The 14,616-nt window shown below is 63.2% G+C and carries 14 protein-coding genes; 5 read left to right on the plus strand and 9 right to left on the minus strand.

Annotated features, from left to right (window positions below; all coding sequences use genetic code 11):
* Positions 1 to 20: 20 nt before the first annotated feature.
* The 3 genes from PQR54_RS15445 to PQR54_RS15455 all read right to left on the minus strand — a co-directional run bounded on the left by PQR54_RS15445 (position 21) and on the right by PQR54_RS15455 (position 2,943).
* Positions 21 to 1,349, minus strand: coding sequence for a DUF3443 domain-containing protein (locus tag PQR54_RS15445; protein ID WP_408247008.1), 1,329 nt, complete (start codon positions 1,347 to 1,349; stop codon positions 21 to 23).
* 36 nt (positions 1,350 to 1,385) lie between these two features.
* Positions 1,386 to 1,892: a DUF2844 domain-containing protein gene (locus PQR54_RS15450; protein ID WP_408247010.1), complete on the minus strand. Its 507-nt coding sequence runs from the start codon at positions 1,890 to 1,892 to the stop codon at positions 1,386 to 1,388.
* A 157-nt stretch (positions 1,893 to 2,049) separates the two neighbouring features.
* The gene (locus tag PQR54_RS15455) at positions 2,050 to 2,943 is read right to left on the minus strand and encodes a LysR family transcriptional regulator (RefSeq protein WP_408247012.1); all 894 of its coding nucleotides are present in this window, start codon (positions 2,941 to 2,943) and stop codon (positions 2,050 to 2,052) included.
* Between the two features lie 99 nt (positions 2,944 to 3,042).
* Here PQR54_RS15455 and PQR54_RS15460 point away from each other — a divergent pair, with 99 nt between their 5' ends.
* Genes PQR54_RS15460 through PQR54_RS15470 form a run of 3 tightly spaced genes read left to right on the plus strand, consistent with a single transcriptional unit; the run spans position 3,043 to position 6,051 of the window.
* Complete coding sequence (locus tag PQR54_RS15460; protein ID WP_408247014.1) at positions 3,043 to 4,347, plus strand: CitMHS family transporter; 1,305 nt, start codon at positions 3,043 to 3,045, stop codon at positions 4,345 to 4,347.
* Positions 4,348 to 4,376: 29 nt separating this feature from the next.
* Complete coding sequence (locus tag PQR54_RS15465; RefSeq protein WP_408247017.1) at positions 4,377 to 5,735, plus strand: acyclic terpene utilization AtuA family protein; 1,359 nt, start codon at positions 4,377 to 4,379, stop codon at positions 5,733 to 5,735.
* Between the two features lies 1 nt (position 5,736).
* Complete coding sequence (locus PQR54_RS15470) at positions 5,737 to 6,051, plus strand: AtuA-related protein (protein ID WP_408247019.1); 315 nt, start codon at positions 5,737 to 5,739, stop codon at positions 6,049 to 6,051.
* Positions 6,052 to 6,076: 25 nt separating this feature from the next.
* Here the strand turns inward: PQR54_RS15470 and PQR54_RS15475 are convergent, their stop codons facing one another.
* Positions 6,077 to 6,994 carry a LysR family transcriptional regulator gene (locus tag PQR54_RS15475; RefSeq protein WP_408247021.1) on the minus strand — a complete coding sequence of 306 codons (918 nt, stop codon included), beginning with the start codon at positions 6,992 to 6,994 and terminating at the stop codon, positions 6,077 to 6,079.
* A gap of 183 nt (positions 6,995 to 7,177) precedes the next feature.
* On the opposite strand from PQR54_RS15475, the gene PQR54_RS15480 reads away from it, so the two are divergent.
* Together PQR54_RS15480 and PQR54_RS15485 are read left to right on the plus strand one after the other, a co-directional pair.
* Positions 7,178 to 8,446, plus strand: coding sequence for an MFS transporter (locus tag PQR54_RS15480; protein ID WP_408247022.1), 1,269 nt, complete (start codon positions 7,178 to 7,180; stop codon positions 8,444 to 8,446).
* 234 nt (positions 8,447 to 8,680) lie between these two features.
* Positions 8,681 to 9,790 (plus strand): alkene reductase, encoded by a 1,110-nt coding sequence (locus PQR54_RS15485; RefSeq protein WP_408247024.1) that lies wholly within the window; start codon positions 8,681 to 8,683, stop codon positions 9,788 to 9,790.
* 131 nt (positions 9,791 to 9,921) lie between these two features.
* Here the strand turns inward: PQR54_RS15485 and PQR54_RS15490 are convergent, their stop codons facing one another.
* The 5 genes from PQR54_RS15490 to PQR54_RS15510 form a co-directional block, all read right to left on the minus strand.
* Positions 9,922 to 10,947, minus strand: coding sequence for a LysR family transcriptional regulator (locus tag PQR54_RS15490; RefSeq protein WP_408247026.1), 1,026 nt, complete (start codon positions 10,945 to 10,947; stop codon positions 9,922 to 9,924).
* Between the two features lie 13 nt (positions 10,948 to 10,960).
* Positions 10,961 to 11,545, minus strand: a complete 585-nt coding sequence (locus tag PQR54_RS15495; protein ID WP_408247028.1) for a TetR/AcrR family transcriptional regulator — start codon at positions 11,543 to 11,545, stop codon at positions 10,961 to 10,963.
* 78 nt (positions 11,546 to 11,623) lie between these two features.
* Positions 11,624 to 12,745 carry a Gfo/Idh/MocA family protein gene (locus PQR54_RS15500; protein WP_408247030.1) on the minus strand — a complete coding sequence of 374 codons (1,122 nt, stop codon included), beginning with the start codon at positions 12,743 to 12,745 and terminating at the stop codon, positions 11,624 to 11,626.
* A gap of 81 nt (positions 12,746 to 12,826) precedes the next feature.
* Positions 12,827 to 13,573, minus strand: coding sequence for an SDR family oxidoreductase (locus PQR54_RS15505; protein WP_408247033.1), 747 nt, complete (start codon positions 13,571 to 13,573; stop codon positions 12,827 to 12,829).
* Between the two features lie 256 nt (positions 13,574 to 13,829).
* Positions 13,830 to 14,540, minus strand: a complete 711-nt coding sequence (locus PQR54_RS15510) for a FadR/GntR family transcriptional regulator (protein ID WP_408247035.1) — start codon at positions 14,538 to 14,540, stop codon at positions 13,830 to 13,832.
* Positions 14,541 to 14,616: the final 76 nt, after the last annotated feature.

Raw genomic sequence — 14,616 nt, forward strand, 5'->3', positions numbered from 1 at the left:
ACAGGCGGGACGACCGTCACTCAACTCGAAACATAAGCCACATACGGCCCCGTCCCGCCCCCCGCCGACGCACGCCCCGAAATCCCGTAATACACATGACGGCCATAAAAGAACGGCAAGCCGAAGTCGAACTGCCGGGTCATGTAGATCCCGAGATTATTGAACGCGTTATTCCCCGACGAAGTCAGCGTCGCGCCATTCGCGATATTGAAACCGAGCGACACGCTGGTCGGATTCGTCCCTGCCAGCGTCGAGGTACGGCCCACGGTTGCGCTCGGAATGTAGTAGCCGGAAGACGTGTCGCGAGCGATCGTCGTGTCCGGAAAGAACATCACCGTCGAGCCCGAATCGAAGAACGTTTGCGTGAACGTCGAGCCGCCATATGACGACGTGAAGTCGCCGTTCAGATCCGTTCGGAGAAGCGGCGCGCCCGTGCCGTTCAGCACGTTATTGGCCTGCGTGTCGATGCCGAACACGAGCGTGCCTTGAGCGGTCGCGCTGCCGCTGTCGGGCACCTGCGCCATTTCCAGAATCACACCGTTGTTATCCTGCGCGAAACGCGCGACCGGATTGCTGATCTGCCTGGAGACCGGCACCGAGACCGCGTTGCCGGCATTGGTGTAATAGAACTGCGAGAGCACCGTCAGCGCACACTGCGAGCCGCAGTCCACCGGGCTCACGCCGATGCCGAGAATGCCGTTCGCGCCGAGATCGGATGCGGCGGCGAGTTGCCGGCCCACCTGGCATTCGCTCGGCGCGGCAATGGTCAGCGCCGAATCGCCGATCACCTGGATCGGCACCGAAGGAGCAATCTCGCTCGACAGCCCGATGTCCGCGAGATGCACCGAACCCCATGCATAGCCGCTGCCGAACAATGCGCATTCAGCAAGCGGCAGGCCGCTCGATTGGTCCGTTTCGGCGGTGAGCGCGTTGAAGGTGGAGGTCGGAATCGCGGAGCGCACTAGACGCAGCCCGAACGATGCTGTATCGACGATCACATTGGGAATCGTCGTGCAACTCGTGCCCGCGTTGGACACGGGGGCGCAAAGCTTGATGCTGACCATCGGCTGGTTGTGAATGCCCGTTCCGCTTACCGTCACCAACATCGTATTGCCGGGACCGACGGGTGTGGGCACGGCAGACGCGTCGACGGCGAGCGCGTTGGAGCTCGAGTCACCGGTCGAGGGGTTGGACGACGTGCCGCCCGGGCCCGTCGGCGCACTGGCGGCAGCCGGTGCGTTAGCCGTCGAGTTGTTGCTGGAGCCGCCGCCGCCCCCGCCGCAGCCGGCAAGACCCAACGCCAATGCGAGTCCGAGCGCCGCGGCAATAATCCTTGCGATTTTGCGCACTGTTGTTCTCTCTCTAATGATTTTAATCATAATGAGTTACTTGATATCGTCAGCGCTCACGCCTTGCGGCAGCGCTTGCGGTAAATAGGCGCGGCCCACGAAAGCGCCCATATGGCCGCCGGTCTCCACCACCAGCGCCGACTGATGCACGGCGGCGGGTCCGTAGCCGCCGCCTTGCGTGGCGTGGGCGTCGGTGAGCGCCTGGACATACGTCGGGAAGTAAGTGGCGAGCAGCGTTTTGAGCGGCGGCATGGTCGGGCCTTGCCAGCTCAACGCGAAAACCGTATTGCCCGCGCTGATGTACTCGCTCACCACGGTGCCCGAGGACAGCGTCGTCTGGCTCACGGTATAAGCCGCCGAGGCTGCACTGCCGCTGGCGGCGAAGCGCGCCACCGCCGCGCTATTCTGGCTGGCCGCCCCCGCACTCGTGCTGCTGGCCGTGACCGGATAGGTCGGCGCGGCGCCCAACGCGGCATACGCCGGAGCGGCCAGAGCGAACGACGCCGCGGCCACCGCGAGCATTCGAAATTGACTCATTATCATTTTTTCGTATTCGAAGTTTTGGAGAATACGCGCGAGCGGTTTTACCCTCGAGCTCGCACGCAGCCGATACTAGCGCGAGCGAATCCGATTAAATCAGATGATTAATGGCGATAATCGGGCTCTGTTTGAAAATGAAAGGTAACGGGGCGTCCGTTATTCAATCCGCGCCGAGTTTCTCGATCAGCATCGCCACGAAGGTTTCCGTGACGGGCGGCAGTGTCCTGCCGCGTTTCTTGATGAGCGCGATAGGGCGAGTGAACGCGGGATCGTCGACTGCGCGCACGATCAGTTCGGGCTCCGCCCTGACTTCGCGGGCCGATGCAGGCAGGATGGTCACGCCGAGTCCGGCGCGCACCATCGCGACCGCGGTCATCATGTAGGTCGGCTCGCACGCGATCTCCGGCGTGCAGCGGGCGTTCGCGAAAGCGCTATCCACCACCGCCCGCACGCTCGTGCCTTGCGCGGTCAACACGAGCGGCGCGGCAGCGAGATCGGCCAACGTGATGCGCCGCCGCCGGGCAAGCGCATGCCGCTTCGGGAACACGGCAACCAGCCGGTCGATGCCCGCATGCAGCACCTCGAACGCGGCATCGTCGAGCTGGCCGCCGGTCAGCCCGATGTCGACCTCTTCATTGCGCACCAACGTGTTGACCATGCTGGCAACCACGTCGCGTACATGAAAGCTCACGCGCGGCACGGCCTTCTTGATGCCCTGCACGAGTTCGGGCAAGACGCTGGCCGCGAACGTGGGCAAACAGGCGATCCGTACCGTACCGCTTGCGCCTTCGCCCAGCGCGCGCGCGTCGATCAGCACATGCTCCATGTCATGCAGCGACTTCTGCAGGAGCGGCAGCAGTTCACGGCCGGTCGGCGTGAGCGCGACATTGCGGCTATTGCGGTCGAACAGGCGCATGCCGACCGTTTCTTCGAGCCGGCGAATCTGCACAGTCAGCGCCGGTTGCGACAGATGCAGCCGCGTTGCCGCGCGCGTGAAACTGCCCGTTTGCGCGACGGCGATAAACGCGCGGATGTCCCGAAGATTCAGATCCATGATGGTTTGTAATTGCTGCGATCAAATCATTTCAATTGATTTATAGCCGCTTCGAACTTACGCTGGATCGCAGTAAAAAACAATCTCGGAGACAAGCACATGCTGCCATTACTGGGGCTCGCAACCATCGTCGTGCTGCTCGGCGCGATCCTGTCGAAACGTATGTCGCCGCTGGTGGCGCTCATCATCGTGCCGATTGCGGCGTCGCTCATCGGCGGCTTCGGCTTTCAGACCAGCAAGTTCGTGATCGACGGACTCAAGAACCTCGCGCCGGTCGTCGGCATGTTCGTGTTCGCGATTCTGTACTTCGGCACCATCACCGACGCGGGCACGCTCGATCCGATCATCGACCGCATTCTGCGCGCGGTCGGCACGCGGCCCACGCGCATCGTGATGGGCACGACGCTGCTCGCGCTGCTGATCCATCTGGACGGTTCCGGCGCCGTCTGCTTTCTGGTCACGATTCCCGCCATGCTGCCGCTCTACGATCGCCTGAAGATGGACCGGCGCGTGCTGGCCGCGGCGGTTTCGATGGCGGCCGGCATCAACTTTCTGCCGTGGACGGGGCCGATGATTCGCGCCTCCGCCTCGCTGCATCTGCCTATCTCGGCGCTGTTCAATCCGCTGATTCCGGTGCAGGCGATCGGCCTCGTGTTCGTGTTCGGCATGGCGTTCTGGCTCGGCCGGCGCGAGGAAAAACGCCTCGGTCTCACGGCCGCGAGCGGGTCGGTGCCCATGCCCAAACGCGAACTCTCGCCCGAAGAACAGGCGCTGCGCCGACCTAAGAACTTCTGGTTCAACATCGTGCTGACGTTGGTGGTGCTCGGCACGATGGTCGTGATGGGCGAAAAGATTCCGCCGGCAATCATGTTCATGGTCGGCCTCTGCATCGCGCTGATGGTGAACTATCCGAACGTCGACATGCAGCGCAAACGGATCGACGCGCATGCCCGCGCGGCTTTGATGATGGCCGGCATTCTGCTGGCGGCCGGCGTGTTCACCGGCGTGATGCAAGGCAGCGGCATGCTGAAGGCGATGGCGCAGGCGGCGGTCGGTTTCGTGCCGCCCGCGATGGCCGGTCATATTCCCGTCGCGCTCGGCTTGCTGTCGATGCCGCTCAGCATGTTGTTCGATCCCGACTCGTTCTACTTCGGCGTGCTGCCTGTGATCGCCGAAGTGGCCGGCCAACTCGGCGTGCCCGCGGTGCATGTCGGCCAGGCCGCCCTGCTCGGCCAGATGACCACCGGCTTTCCGGTGAGCCCGCTGACACCGGCCACGTTTCTCGTGGTCGGCCTGTGCGGCATCGATCTCGCCGACCATCAGAAATTCACGTTCCCCTTGCTGTTCGGCGCGTCGATCGTCATGACGATTGCCTGCGTCGTGCTGGGGATATTCCCACTGTGAGCATCACTGAACCAACGGATGTGACCAGCATGACAGCCACTCAACCTCAACGTATGGTGCGCATCGGCGCGGGCGCGGGTTATTCGGGCGACCGTATTGAACCGGCGGTCGAACTGATGCAACACGGCGCGCTCGATTACCTCGTGTTCGAGTGCCTCGCGGAGCGCACGATTGCGATCGCGCAGCAGGCGCGCAGCAAGAACCCTGAGCTCGGCTACGACCCGTTGCTCGAAACACGCATGAAGGCGGTGTTGCCGGCCGCGCTGCGCAACGGCGTGCGGATCATTTCGAACATGGGTGCCGCGAATCCGCTCGCGGCGGCGCGCAAGACCGCGGAGATCGCGCGCTCACTCGGTCTCGGCGACGTGAAAATTGCCGCGGTCACCGGCGACGATGTGCTCGACGTAGTTCGCCAGGGCGATTTCGGCTTCGTGGAATCCGGAGAACGCGTCGCGGACTACAAGGATCGGCTCGTGTCCGCGAACGCGTATCTCGGCGCGAGCGCGATCGTCGATGCGCTCGCGGCCGGTGCGCAGATCGTGTTGACCGGACGCGTGGCCGATCCGTCGCTGTTCGTCGCGCCGCTGATTCACGAATTCGGCTGGCGCATGGACGACTGGCAGACGCTCGGTCAGGCGACGGTGATCGGCCATCTGCTCGAATGCGCAGGGCAAATCACCGGCGGCTATTTCGCGGATCCCGGTTTCAAGGATGTGCCCGAACTGGCGCGGCTCGGTTTTCCGATTGCCGAAGTCGGGCAGGACGGCGCGGTGGTCATCACCAAGCTGGCGCAAGCCGGCGGACGCGTCACCGAGGCGACCTGCAAGGAGCAACTGCTGTACGAGATTCACGATCCGCAGCGCTATCTGCAACCGGACGTGGTCGCGGATTTCTCGCAGGTGCATGTCGCGCAGGAAGCGCCGGATCGCGTTCGCGTGAGCGGCGGGCGAGGCACGCCGCGTACGGATACGCTGAAGGTGTCGGTTGCTTATTTCGATGGCTATATCGGCGAAGGGCAAATTTCCTATGGCGGTCCTGGCGCTTTGGCGCGCGCGCAGCTCGCACTCGATATCGTGCGGGAACGGCTCGTGTTGACCGGCGTACAGACGCGTGAATTGCGCTTCGATCTGATCGGCGTGAACGCATTGCATGGCGAAACGGCGGCTGCCGGTTACGCCGAACCGTACGAAGTACGAGCGCGAGTGGCGGGACGCACGACCTCACTCGCTGAGGCCGTGCAGATCGGCAACGAGGTGGAGACGCTCTATACCAACGGCCCAGCAGGCGGAGGCGGCGTCACGAAGTCGGCGCGCGAAGTCGTCGCGGTGCAATCGGTTTTGCTGCCGCGCGAGCATGCGACGCCGGCGTTCTCGATGGTGGAGGCGTGAGATGAAATTACGTGAACTGGCTCATTCGCGCACCGGCGACAAAGGCAATACGCTGAACATCTCGGTGATCTGCTATGACGCGAAGCATTACGAACATCTACGCACAGTGCTGACGCCGGAACGCGTCAAAGCGCATCTGCGCGACGTGGTGCGGGGCGACGTGGTGCGCCATGAACTGCCCGCGATTGCCGCGTTCAACTTCGTGCTCGGCAATGCGCTCGGCGGCGGTGTGACGCGTTCGCTCGCACTCGATGCGCACGGTAAATCGTTGAGTTCTGCGTTGATGGATCTCGAAGTCGAGGCGCCTGCTTCGTAGCGCGCTTATACGTTTGCGGCCGCCTTCAGGCGTCCGCTTCTTCCCAAGGCGGCACCGGCTGCCACGCTTCGATCAACTCATCGATAAATAGCCGCACCTTCGGCGTGAGATGCCGGCGCGTCGGATAGATCGCGCGAATCGGCAGCGCTTGCGCTGCGAACGATTGCAGCAGCGGTTGCAAGTGGCCCTGGCGGATCTCGTCCGCAACCAGATAGTTGGGCAGATTGATGATGCCCACGCCATTCACCGCCGCGCCGATCAACGCTTCGGCGCTGTCCATCTTCAATCTGCCGCCGGTCTCCACCACCTGTTGCCCGACGCCCGCGAAGAGCCACGGTTGCGGACGTCCCGCGCTGACGAATTGCAGGCATTCGTGGTGCGCGAGATCGAGCGGCGAGACGGGCACACCACGCTTCGCGAGATAAGCCGGCGACGCACACGTGATCAACTTTTGCGTGGCCACCGTGCGCGCGATGAGCCGCGAGTCCGGTTTCGGTTCGCCGACGCGGATGGCCACGTCGATACCTTCGTCGACGAGATCGACGAAGCGGTCCGTAAAGCTGACTTCGGCGCTCACCGCAGGCCAGCGTTCGAGAAACGACGCGATGATCGGCAACACCTGGCGGTGACCGAGCGCAATCGGCAGGCTGATGCGCAACGAGCCTGCCGGCGTTGCGCTGCGCACCGCCATCGCCGTTTCGGTCTCTTCGAGGTCTTCGAGAATCTGCGTGCAACGCGCGTAAAACACGGAACCGTCGTCCGTAAGTCCCAAACTATGCGGCGTTCGATGCAGCAGGCGCACCTGCAAGCGCGCTTCCAGACGGGCAATGATCTTGCCGACCGCCGAGCGCGTAATGCCGAGTTGCTGCCCCGCCGACGTAAAGCTGCCGGCTTTGACCACGGTGACGAAGGTCGCGATGTCGTTGATGTTGCCGAGCGCCAAGTCGAGATTCCCCCAACAGGTGTGTGCAATGTGGATGAGCGACTGCGCGCCAGCCGTCGCGCTCCGATGATAGCGCGTCGCCCGTCTGTCGCGATGAAGGGGAGCCACATTCCCCATCGATCCTCCTACTCTCCGTTCAGCACGCAATGCCCTCAATTCCAATATCTGAATCGGAGAACATCCATGGATGCCAATCAACTTGCCGGATCGTCCGCGAGACCGGCACTCGCTAGCGACGACGCGCTCGACGCGCCGCTCTTGCCGACAGGGGCGGCTGCCTCGCGCGGACCGTCGTGGGCCGCGGTCTTATCCGTCGCGGTCGGCTCATTCGCCTTCGTCGCCACGGAATACATGCCGGTCGGCCTGTTGCCGCAGATCGCGCACGATCTCGGCGTCACGCCCGGCACAGCAGGCCTGATGGTGACGACGCCGGGCATCATCGCCGCGATCTCGGCGCCGCTGCTGCTGCTCGCCGCCGGCCGCATCAACCGCCGTTTGATCCTGTTGCTGCTGGCCGTGTTGCTGGTCGCCTCGAATGTGATCGCCGCAATCGCGCCGAGCTTCGCCGTGATGCTGGTGGGCCGCGCGTTGCTGGGCGCGAGCCTCGGCGGCTTCTGGACCGTCGCGCTCGGCGCGTCGGGGCAACTCGTGCGCGAGGACCAGGCCGCCCGCGCCGGCGCGACGATTTTCATGGGCATCACGCTGGCGACGGTGATCGGCGTGCCGCTCGGCACGTTGATCGCCGATCTGAGTTCATGGCGCGTGTCGTTCCTCGCGACTTCGGTCCTCGCGGGCGTCGCATTGGCCGCGCAGGCGGTGTTCCTGCCGTCGCTGCCGCCCAAGGCGGCGATGCGGATGGACGACTTCCGCGCCATGCTGGCGCGCTCGAACGTGCGGCGCAGTCTGTTGATGGTCGGACTGCTGTTCGGCGCGCATTTCGCGGCTTATACGTACATCGCGCCATTCCTCGAACGCAATGCGGTGTTCGGTCCGTCGTGGATTACGGCCGTGCTGCTCGGTTTTGGCGTGGTCGGCTTCGCGGCGAATTTCGCGATCTCGGCTTTCGTCACGCGCCACCTCAAGGTCTCGCTGCTGCTGTTGGGCGCGCTCATGGCGATCGCTTTGTTTGCCTTGCCGATGCTTCAAGTCTCGCGTGTGGGCGTGATCGCCGCGGTCATGGCGTGGGGCATCGCGTACGGCGCGATCCCGCTCAGCCTGAGCATCTGGATGCAATGGACTTCGCCGGATCGCCCTGAAGCGGGTTCGTCGATGTTCGTGAGCACCGTGCAGACCTCGATCGCGCTCGGCTCGCTGGCGGGCGGCGCGGTGGTCGATCACCTCAGCATCGCCTCGACGATGCACTTCGGTGGCTTGCTCGCGGTGCTGAGTCTGCTTGTGATCATGACGTTCAGCACACGTCACGCGAGCCTCAAGCACGTGCTCGACAAATAGCCGGCGCGCTGTTGAAACACAGTTGCTGCGCCATCGAAACAATCGGTGACGGCTGTGCAGTCCTGCAGGCGCAAGGGTTTCGGCGCATTGCGGACTGCAGGCTCCCAAGTCTTCGGAGCCGTGGCCCGTTTTTCTCGACGACCCGCGCCTATAGATTGTCATTCAACGCAGGACAGCGCACGCAGCGCTCGGCGGCAATCATTCACCGGATCACATCGAGAGAGAGAAAACATCATGGGCAAGCTTTTTACGTCAGTCGAAGTAGGACCTTATGAATTCGCGCACCGCGTCGTGCTCGCACCGCTGACGCGCATGCGTGCCGAAGACGGCGCGCGCCCCGGCCGCCTGATGGCCGAGTATTACGCGCAACGCACGACAGCCGGCGCATTGCTGATCGGCGAGGCGACCATTGCCGCTGTTGAAGGCAACGGCTACCTCGGCGCGCCCGGCCTTTACGAAGACAGCCAGATCGCCGGCTGGCGCGAAGTCACCGACGCCGTGCACGCGAAGGGCGGCAAGATCTTCCTGCAGCTTTACCACGCGGGACGTCAGTCGAACGCTGAGTTGCAGCCCGAAGGACGCCGGCCGGTGGGCCCGTCGGAAGTGCTGCATGGCGGCGTTGCTTATACCAAGGCCGGCTGGATTCCGAACACGCCGAACCGCGCGCTGGAGATCGACGAGATCGCCGCGATCGTCGAGAATTTCCGCACGGCTGCCGACCGTGGCGTGAAGGCGGGCTTCGACGGCGTTGAGTTGCACGCGGCGAACGGCTATCTGTTCGACCAGTTTCTGCAGGACGGCAGCAACAAGCGCACGGATATCTACGGCGGCTCGTTCGAAAATCGCGCGCGTCTTTTGATGGAAGCGACCCGCGCGGTGATTTCCGTGTGGGGCAGCAACAAGGTTGCCGTGCGTCTCGGACCGAGCGGTTCGTGGGGCGATATGTCGGATAGCGATCCGGTGGGCCTCTTTAGCTACGTCGCGGACGAACTGGCCAAGCTCGATCTCGCGTATCTGCATCTGATTGAGCCGCGCATCGCCGGTAATGTCGAAGATGAAAGCCGCAGTCCGGATCCGGTCGCCGCGCAGACGATCCGCAAGCATTACGCGGGGACGATCATCGCCGCGGGTGGTTTCAAAGGCGATTCGGCGGAAGCCATTCTCGTCGATGGCGATGCGGATCTCGTTGCGTTCGGCCGCGATTTCATCGCCAATCCGGATCTGCCGGAACGGTTGCGCCGTAATCTGCCGCTCAATGCGTACGATCGGCCGACGTTCTTCGGCGGCACGGAAGTGGGCTATACGGACTATCCGTTTTATGAGGAAGAGGCCGTGAGCGCATAAGCTCGCTGAAGGTACGAAGCGGGGATGTGTGGTGGAAGCCGGCGTGTTCAGTGTCTATGATGAACACGCCGGCTTTTTTTTGTGCGGGACGATACGCGTTGAAAACGCTCGTGCACCGACAATCTTCACGTTCAAGCGCGGCGAGCGCCACGCGCTGCTGCCGCCGCCGCGGCGGAAACCGGAAACAGATGCTCGCTCAGATAATCGACGAACACCCGCGCCTTAGGCGAGATCTGACGCCCGGACGGCCACAGCGCGCGAAACACAGTCGGCGTGTCTGTGTACGTTTGCAGCACGGGAACCAGCGAGCCGCGCGCGAGCTGGGCGCGTATCGTGAAGTCCGGCACGCAGGCGAGGCCCAGATCCTGTTCGGCAAGCATCGTCAAAGGCTCGACGGCGGTGGCGATAGCTGTGGTCGGGAGGTCGATGTTCAGCAATTCGCCGTCGCGCATCAACGGCCAGCGGCGCAGTTTGTTGGTGGTCGGGAAACGATGTTGCAAGCATGCGTGCTCGCGCAGTTGCTCGGGCTCGTTGGGCACGCCGCGCTGCGCGAAGTAGGCGGGCGATCCGACGATCACATGCCGGTACGTGCCCATCGTGCGCGTGACGAGCGTGGAGTCGATCGCATCGCCGGTGCGGGTCACGACATCGAAACCTTCTTCGATCACATCGACCATGCGATCCGAGAAGTCGATATCGAGCACGATGTCCGGGTACGTCTTCATGAAAGCGGCGATCACCGGCATCATCAACGTGCTCACCATCGGCATGCTGACGCGCAGCAGTCCGCGTGGCGCGGCATTGGCGAGCGCCAGTTCGTTCTCGGCTGCTTCGATTTCGCCGATGATGCGCTGGCAGCGCGTCAGAAAGGTCGCGCCCTCGGGCGTCAGCGCGATGCTGCGCGTGCTGCGGTGAAAGAGGCGCACGCCGAGGCGTCCTTCGAGCCGCGAGATCGCCTTGCCCACCGCCGACGACGAAATGCCCAACTGACGTCCCGCTTCAGTGAAGCTACGTGTTTCGGCGGCGCGCACGAACACGTTGAGCGAGCCGAATCGATCCATTGCACCGGGCGAAGCGCCGCTCTCGCCGTTGACGGTCTGCGCGGGTACGCGCGCCGTGGTTGCGGCAGGACGAGCTTGTTGATCGGGCTGCGTCATGGGAAGCTCCTCGTCAGGCCCGCTGCAAAACGCTGAAAAACAGCACTTCCTTCAGATTGACGACCGGCGCCGGATCGCGCTGCGCTTTGGCGAGCAGAAACGCGCCTTGCATCGACGACACGATGAACGTGGCGAGTTGCTCGCAGTTCGTGTCGGCTCGCACCTCGCGGGCCGCGACGGCGGCCCGCAGGCAATACAGAACCGACTTTTCGGTTTCGGCGAAGATCGCATTGATCCGCGCGCGGATCGCTTCGCTGTCGCTCGAATCGGCGGCGAAGTTGCCGAGCAGGCAGCCGTTGCGCGAATCGTTCTGGCTGATGAGCCGGATATGCACGTCGATGTATTTGCCGAGACGGTAGAGCGGTTTCAGTTCGTCGTTGAGCAGCGTCTCGCGCATCTCGATCTGCGCCCGCTCGAAATATAGTTCGATCACTTCGAGCCCGAACGCTTCTTTCGACGTGAAATGGTTCGTGAACGAGCCATGCGGCACGCCCGCCGCCTTGACGATGTCCCGCACGCTCGCGCCGTTGAAGCCGAATTCGTGGATGACGCGCATGCCTTCGGCGATCAGCGTGTCTTTGTGTGAAGGTTTCGGCATGGTCGGAAGCTCTCTGGCAATACAGGCGCCCCGCATTGTGTCATGCACAAGTGCGGGGCGCTTGGTGAATAAGCCGCGTCAGTCGACTTCGATGTGGCGGCCGCTCTCCGATGATTCTACGGCGGTGTCGAGCAGCTTGTGCAGACGCACCGCGTGCTCGAACGTCGGCGCGGTGCGGCTGCCGGTGCGGACGTCGTCGGCGAACGCTGCGTACAACTCGGCCAGTTCCAGCACCGCCGACGGCAAGTCGGACGGCGGCAGGCGGTCGTACGATGCGGGCACCGGCAGCGTAGCGAGCGGCAGGTTGTCGCCGTGCGCGCCTTCGATCACGTAGTCGTCGCCGACATTGCCGAACGCCGAGCGGTTGGTGATATGCAAATCGCCTTCCGTGCCCGTGATGTCGATCTGCACGCCCGAGCCGTTGCGCTTGCCGCCTTCGATATGCACCGACAGCACCGCGCCGTCCTGCAAGCGGCCGGCGAGCACGAGTTGATCGGGCGTGGTGGTCGGCATGACTTCGCCGGTCTGCGCGATCGTCACCTGCTCGAACTGATTGACGCTTAGCGCCGCGATGGCATGCGGCCAACCCGTCGCTTCGAACAGCATGTCGAGGAAATGGCCTGCGTAGATTGCGATCACGCTGGAGAAGTTTTCGGGCGGCACGGTCCAGCGCAGCGATTGCGAACGCAGCGCCTGAAAGTAATTCATGCTGACGTGAATGCGTACCGAACGCAGCTTGCCGACATAACCTTGCGCGAGCAGATCGCGCACGTAGCGGTTATGCGGCGCGAGCCGCCGTTGCAGCCCGACCACGTGGCGCACGTTGGCCTCGCGCGCGAGATCGATCAATTCCTGCGAGGTGGCGACGCTCGGCGTCAGCGGCCATTCGCAGTAGACATCCTTGCCGGCCGCGATCGCGGCGCGCACGCCTTCGGCATGCTGCGGCGCGGTCGTCAGCACGATGACCAGGTCGACTTCGGGATGCCTGACCAGTTCATCGAGTGAATCGGCCACGTATTTGAAGCCGTAACGTTCGGCGACGCCTTGCGCCGCTTCGCGACGCTGGCTGAACACGGCGGTCAATTCGTATTGGGGCAGCAGGCTCAGCACACGCACGTGGCCGTGTTGCGCCCAGTTGCCTACGCCGACGATGCCGACGCGAATCGGCGAGGCGCTGGATACTGCGGATTTTTCAGTCATGGGAACACCTGCGCGATAGCGCGCAACGGAGCCGGCAGGAAACGCGACACCCTGTTTCCGGCCGGCTTGAACAACAATGAATTAGACGCCGGCGAACATGTCATTGAACTGCGTGACGAATGCGGCTTCGTTCGGGCCGGGGTTGTTGCGCAAGGGACGGGCGATTTCGACGATGGCTTCGTCAGCATCCGTGCCAAGTTCATGCATGGTTTGCTCGATGAACGGCGCGAGCGGCATGGCGCGCGGTTCGTTCCTGCTGTCGAGCAAATCGGTCTGCACCCACGGCGGTGCGATTTCGACGACGCGCACCGAGGTGTCCTTCAGCTTGTAGCGCAGTGATTGCGTGTACGAATGGATCGCGGCCTTGGTCGATGAATAGACGCCGGAGATCGCCATCGGCACGAAGCCGAGTACCGACGACACGTTGATGATGGTCGCGTCGCCTTGTTGCTTCAGATGCTCGACGAGCGCGCCCGTCAGGCGGATCGGGCCCATCAGGTTGGTGGTGAGCGTGGAGACGATCAGCGCGTCGTCGACCGGCTTGCTGAGGTCGTCGATCTGCATGATGCCGGCGTTGTTGATCAGCACGTTCAACGACGGGTACTGCGCGACCAGTTGTTGCGAGACCGAGGCAATGCTTTGCGGATCCGTGATATCCAGTTCGACCGATTGCATGCCGGGATTGGCGGCAATCGTTTCTTCGAGATTCGCCTTGCGGCGTCCGGCGATGATGACCTGATTGCCGAGCTTGTGGAACGCTTCAGCCAGTGCGCGGCCGATGCCCGAACCGCCGCCGGTGATGAAAATAGTGTTGCCTGTGAGTTTCATGATGAGTTTCTCAAAGTGGATTCATGGTCCGCGTTGTCGTCGAGGTTGGACAGCAACATGCGATGGGAGGAATATGGACGAACGTATTAAACCCATCAAGCGGCTCGACATGAATGCACTATTCGACTGAGGCCAACAATGCTGCAGTTGCCGTCAATGCTGCGGCTGCGCCGTTCCATCCGGCTGGTATCTAAACCAGTACGATTGTATTTTTGTCAGAGGGAAGGCGGCAGCACGCCGTCAGCTTGGTGGCGAATCAATCGCCCGTTTTGCTCAACTCGTGAGCGCGGCGCAACCGTTCGCGGCTGTTGCTCAGGTGCATGCGCATGGCGGCGCGCGCGTCGTCCGGGTCTTGCCGTTCGATCGCGCGATAGATCATCTGATGCTCGCTGAGCACGTTGCGCAAATGCTCGATATGGTCGAGTTCAGCGATTTCCGCGGAGCCGAGCCGCGTGCGAGGACTGACCGCGCGGCCAAGCTGGCTGAGCACGTCGAAGAAATAGCGATTGCCGCTCGCGCGCGCGATCTGCAAATGAAACTCGATGTCGTGCGCGAGCGTGTCGGTGCTGCCGCGCTCGAGTTCGGACTCGAAACGCTCCAGCGCGGCGCGGATCTGCTTGAGATTCTGCTCAGTGCGCCGCGCCGCGGCGAGCGCGGCAGAGGCGGCCTCGACGTCGATACGGAATTCGATGATCGCCATCACGTCCAGCATGCTGGAGAGATCGGCGGCGGGCAGCTGCATGGAGTTTTCAGTCGCCGGTTCCAGCACGAAGGTGCCGATGCCGTGACGCGTCTCGACCACCTTGGCCGCCTGCAGCCGCGAAATCGCCTCGCGCACCACGGAGCGGCTCACCGAGAGCTGCTTCATCATTGCGACTTCGGTGGGAATGCGGTCGCCCGGCCTCAGGGCGCCGCGGCGGATTTCATCGGAAAGGGTGGCCACCACCTTCTCAGTTAGGCTGCTCATTTCTGTGGCTGGTTGATTGTTCGGCTGGGAATGCACACGTTGCGCGTGCAAATTGCGGCGTGTGACGCCTCGGTAT

This window comes from Paraburkholderia phytofirmans, assembly GCF_046028095.1.
GTDB lineage: Bacteria > Pseudomonadota > Gammaproteobacteria > Burkholderiales > Burkholderiaceae > Paraburkholderia > Paraburkholderia phytofirmans_A.

Bases quoted from the DNA above. Each gene is read 5' to 3' on its own strand.
- PQR54_RS15450 (WP_408247010.1), bottom strand. From the start codon at position 1,892: ATGATAATGAGTCAATTTCGAATGCTCGCGGTGGCCGCGGCGTCGTTC.
- PQR54_RS15455 (WP_408247012.1), bottom strand. From the start codon at position 2,943: ATGGATCTGAATCTTCGGGACATCCGCGCGTTTATCGCCGTCGCGCAA.
- PQR54_RS15460 (WP_408247014.1), top strand. From the start codon at position 3,043: ATGCTGCCATTACTGGGGCTCGCAACCATCGTCGTGCTGCTCGGCGCG.
- PQR54_RS15465 (WP_408247017.1), top strand. From the start codon at position 4,377: ATGACAGCCACTCAACCTCAACGTATGGTGCGCATCGGCGCGGGCGCG.
- PQR54_RS15470 (WP_408247019.1), top strand. From the start codon at position 5,737: ATGAAATTACGTGAACTGGCTCATTCGCGCACCGGCGACAAAGGCAAT.
- PQR54_RS15480 (WP_408247022.1), top strand. From the start codon at position 7,178: ATGGATGCCAATCAACTTGCCGGATCGTCCGCGAGACCGGCACTCGCT.
- PQR54_RS15485 (WP_408247024.1), top strand. From the start codon at position 8,681: ATGGGCAAGCTTTTTACGTCAGTCGAAGTAGGACCTTATGAATTCGCG.
- PQR54_RS15490 (WP_408247026.1), bottom strand. From the start codon at position 10,947: ATGACGCAGCCCGATCAACAAGCTCGTCCTGCCGCAACCACGGCGCGC.
- PQR54_RS15495 (WP_408247028.1), bottom strand. From the start codon at position 11,545: ATGCCGAAACCTTCACACAAAGACACGCTGATCGCCGAAGGCATGCGC.
- PQR54_RS15500 (WP_408247030.1), bottom strand. From the start codon at position 12,745: ATGACTGAAAAATCCGCAGTATCCAGCGCCTCGCCGATTCGCGTCGGC.
- PQR54_RS15505 (WP_408247033.1), bottom strand. From the start codon at position 13,573: ATGAAACTCACAGGCAACACTATTTTCATCACCGGCGGCGGTTCGGGC.
- PQR54_RS15510 (WP_408247035.1), bottom strand. From the start codon at position 14,540: ATGAGCAGCCTAACTGAGAAGGTGGTGGCCACCCTTTCCGATGAAATC.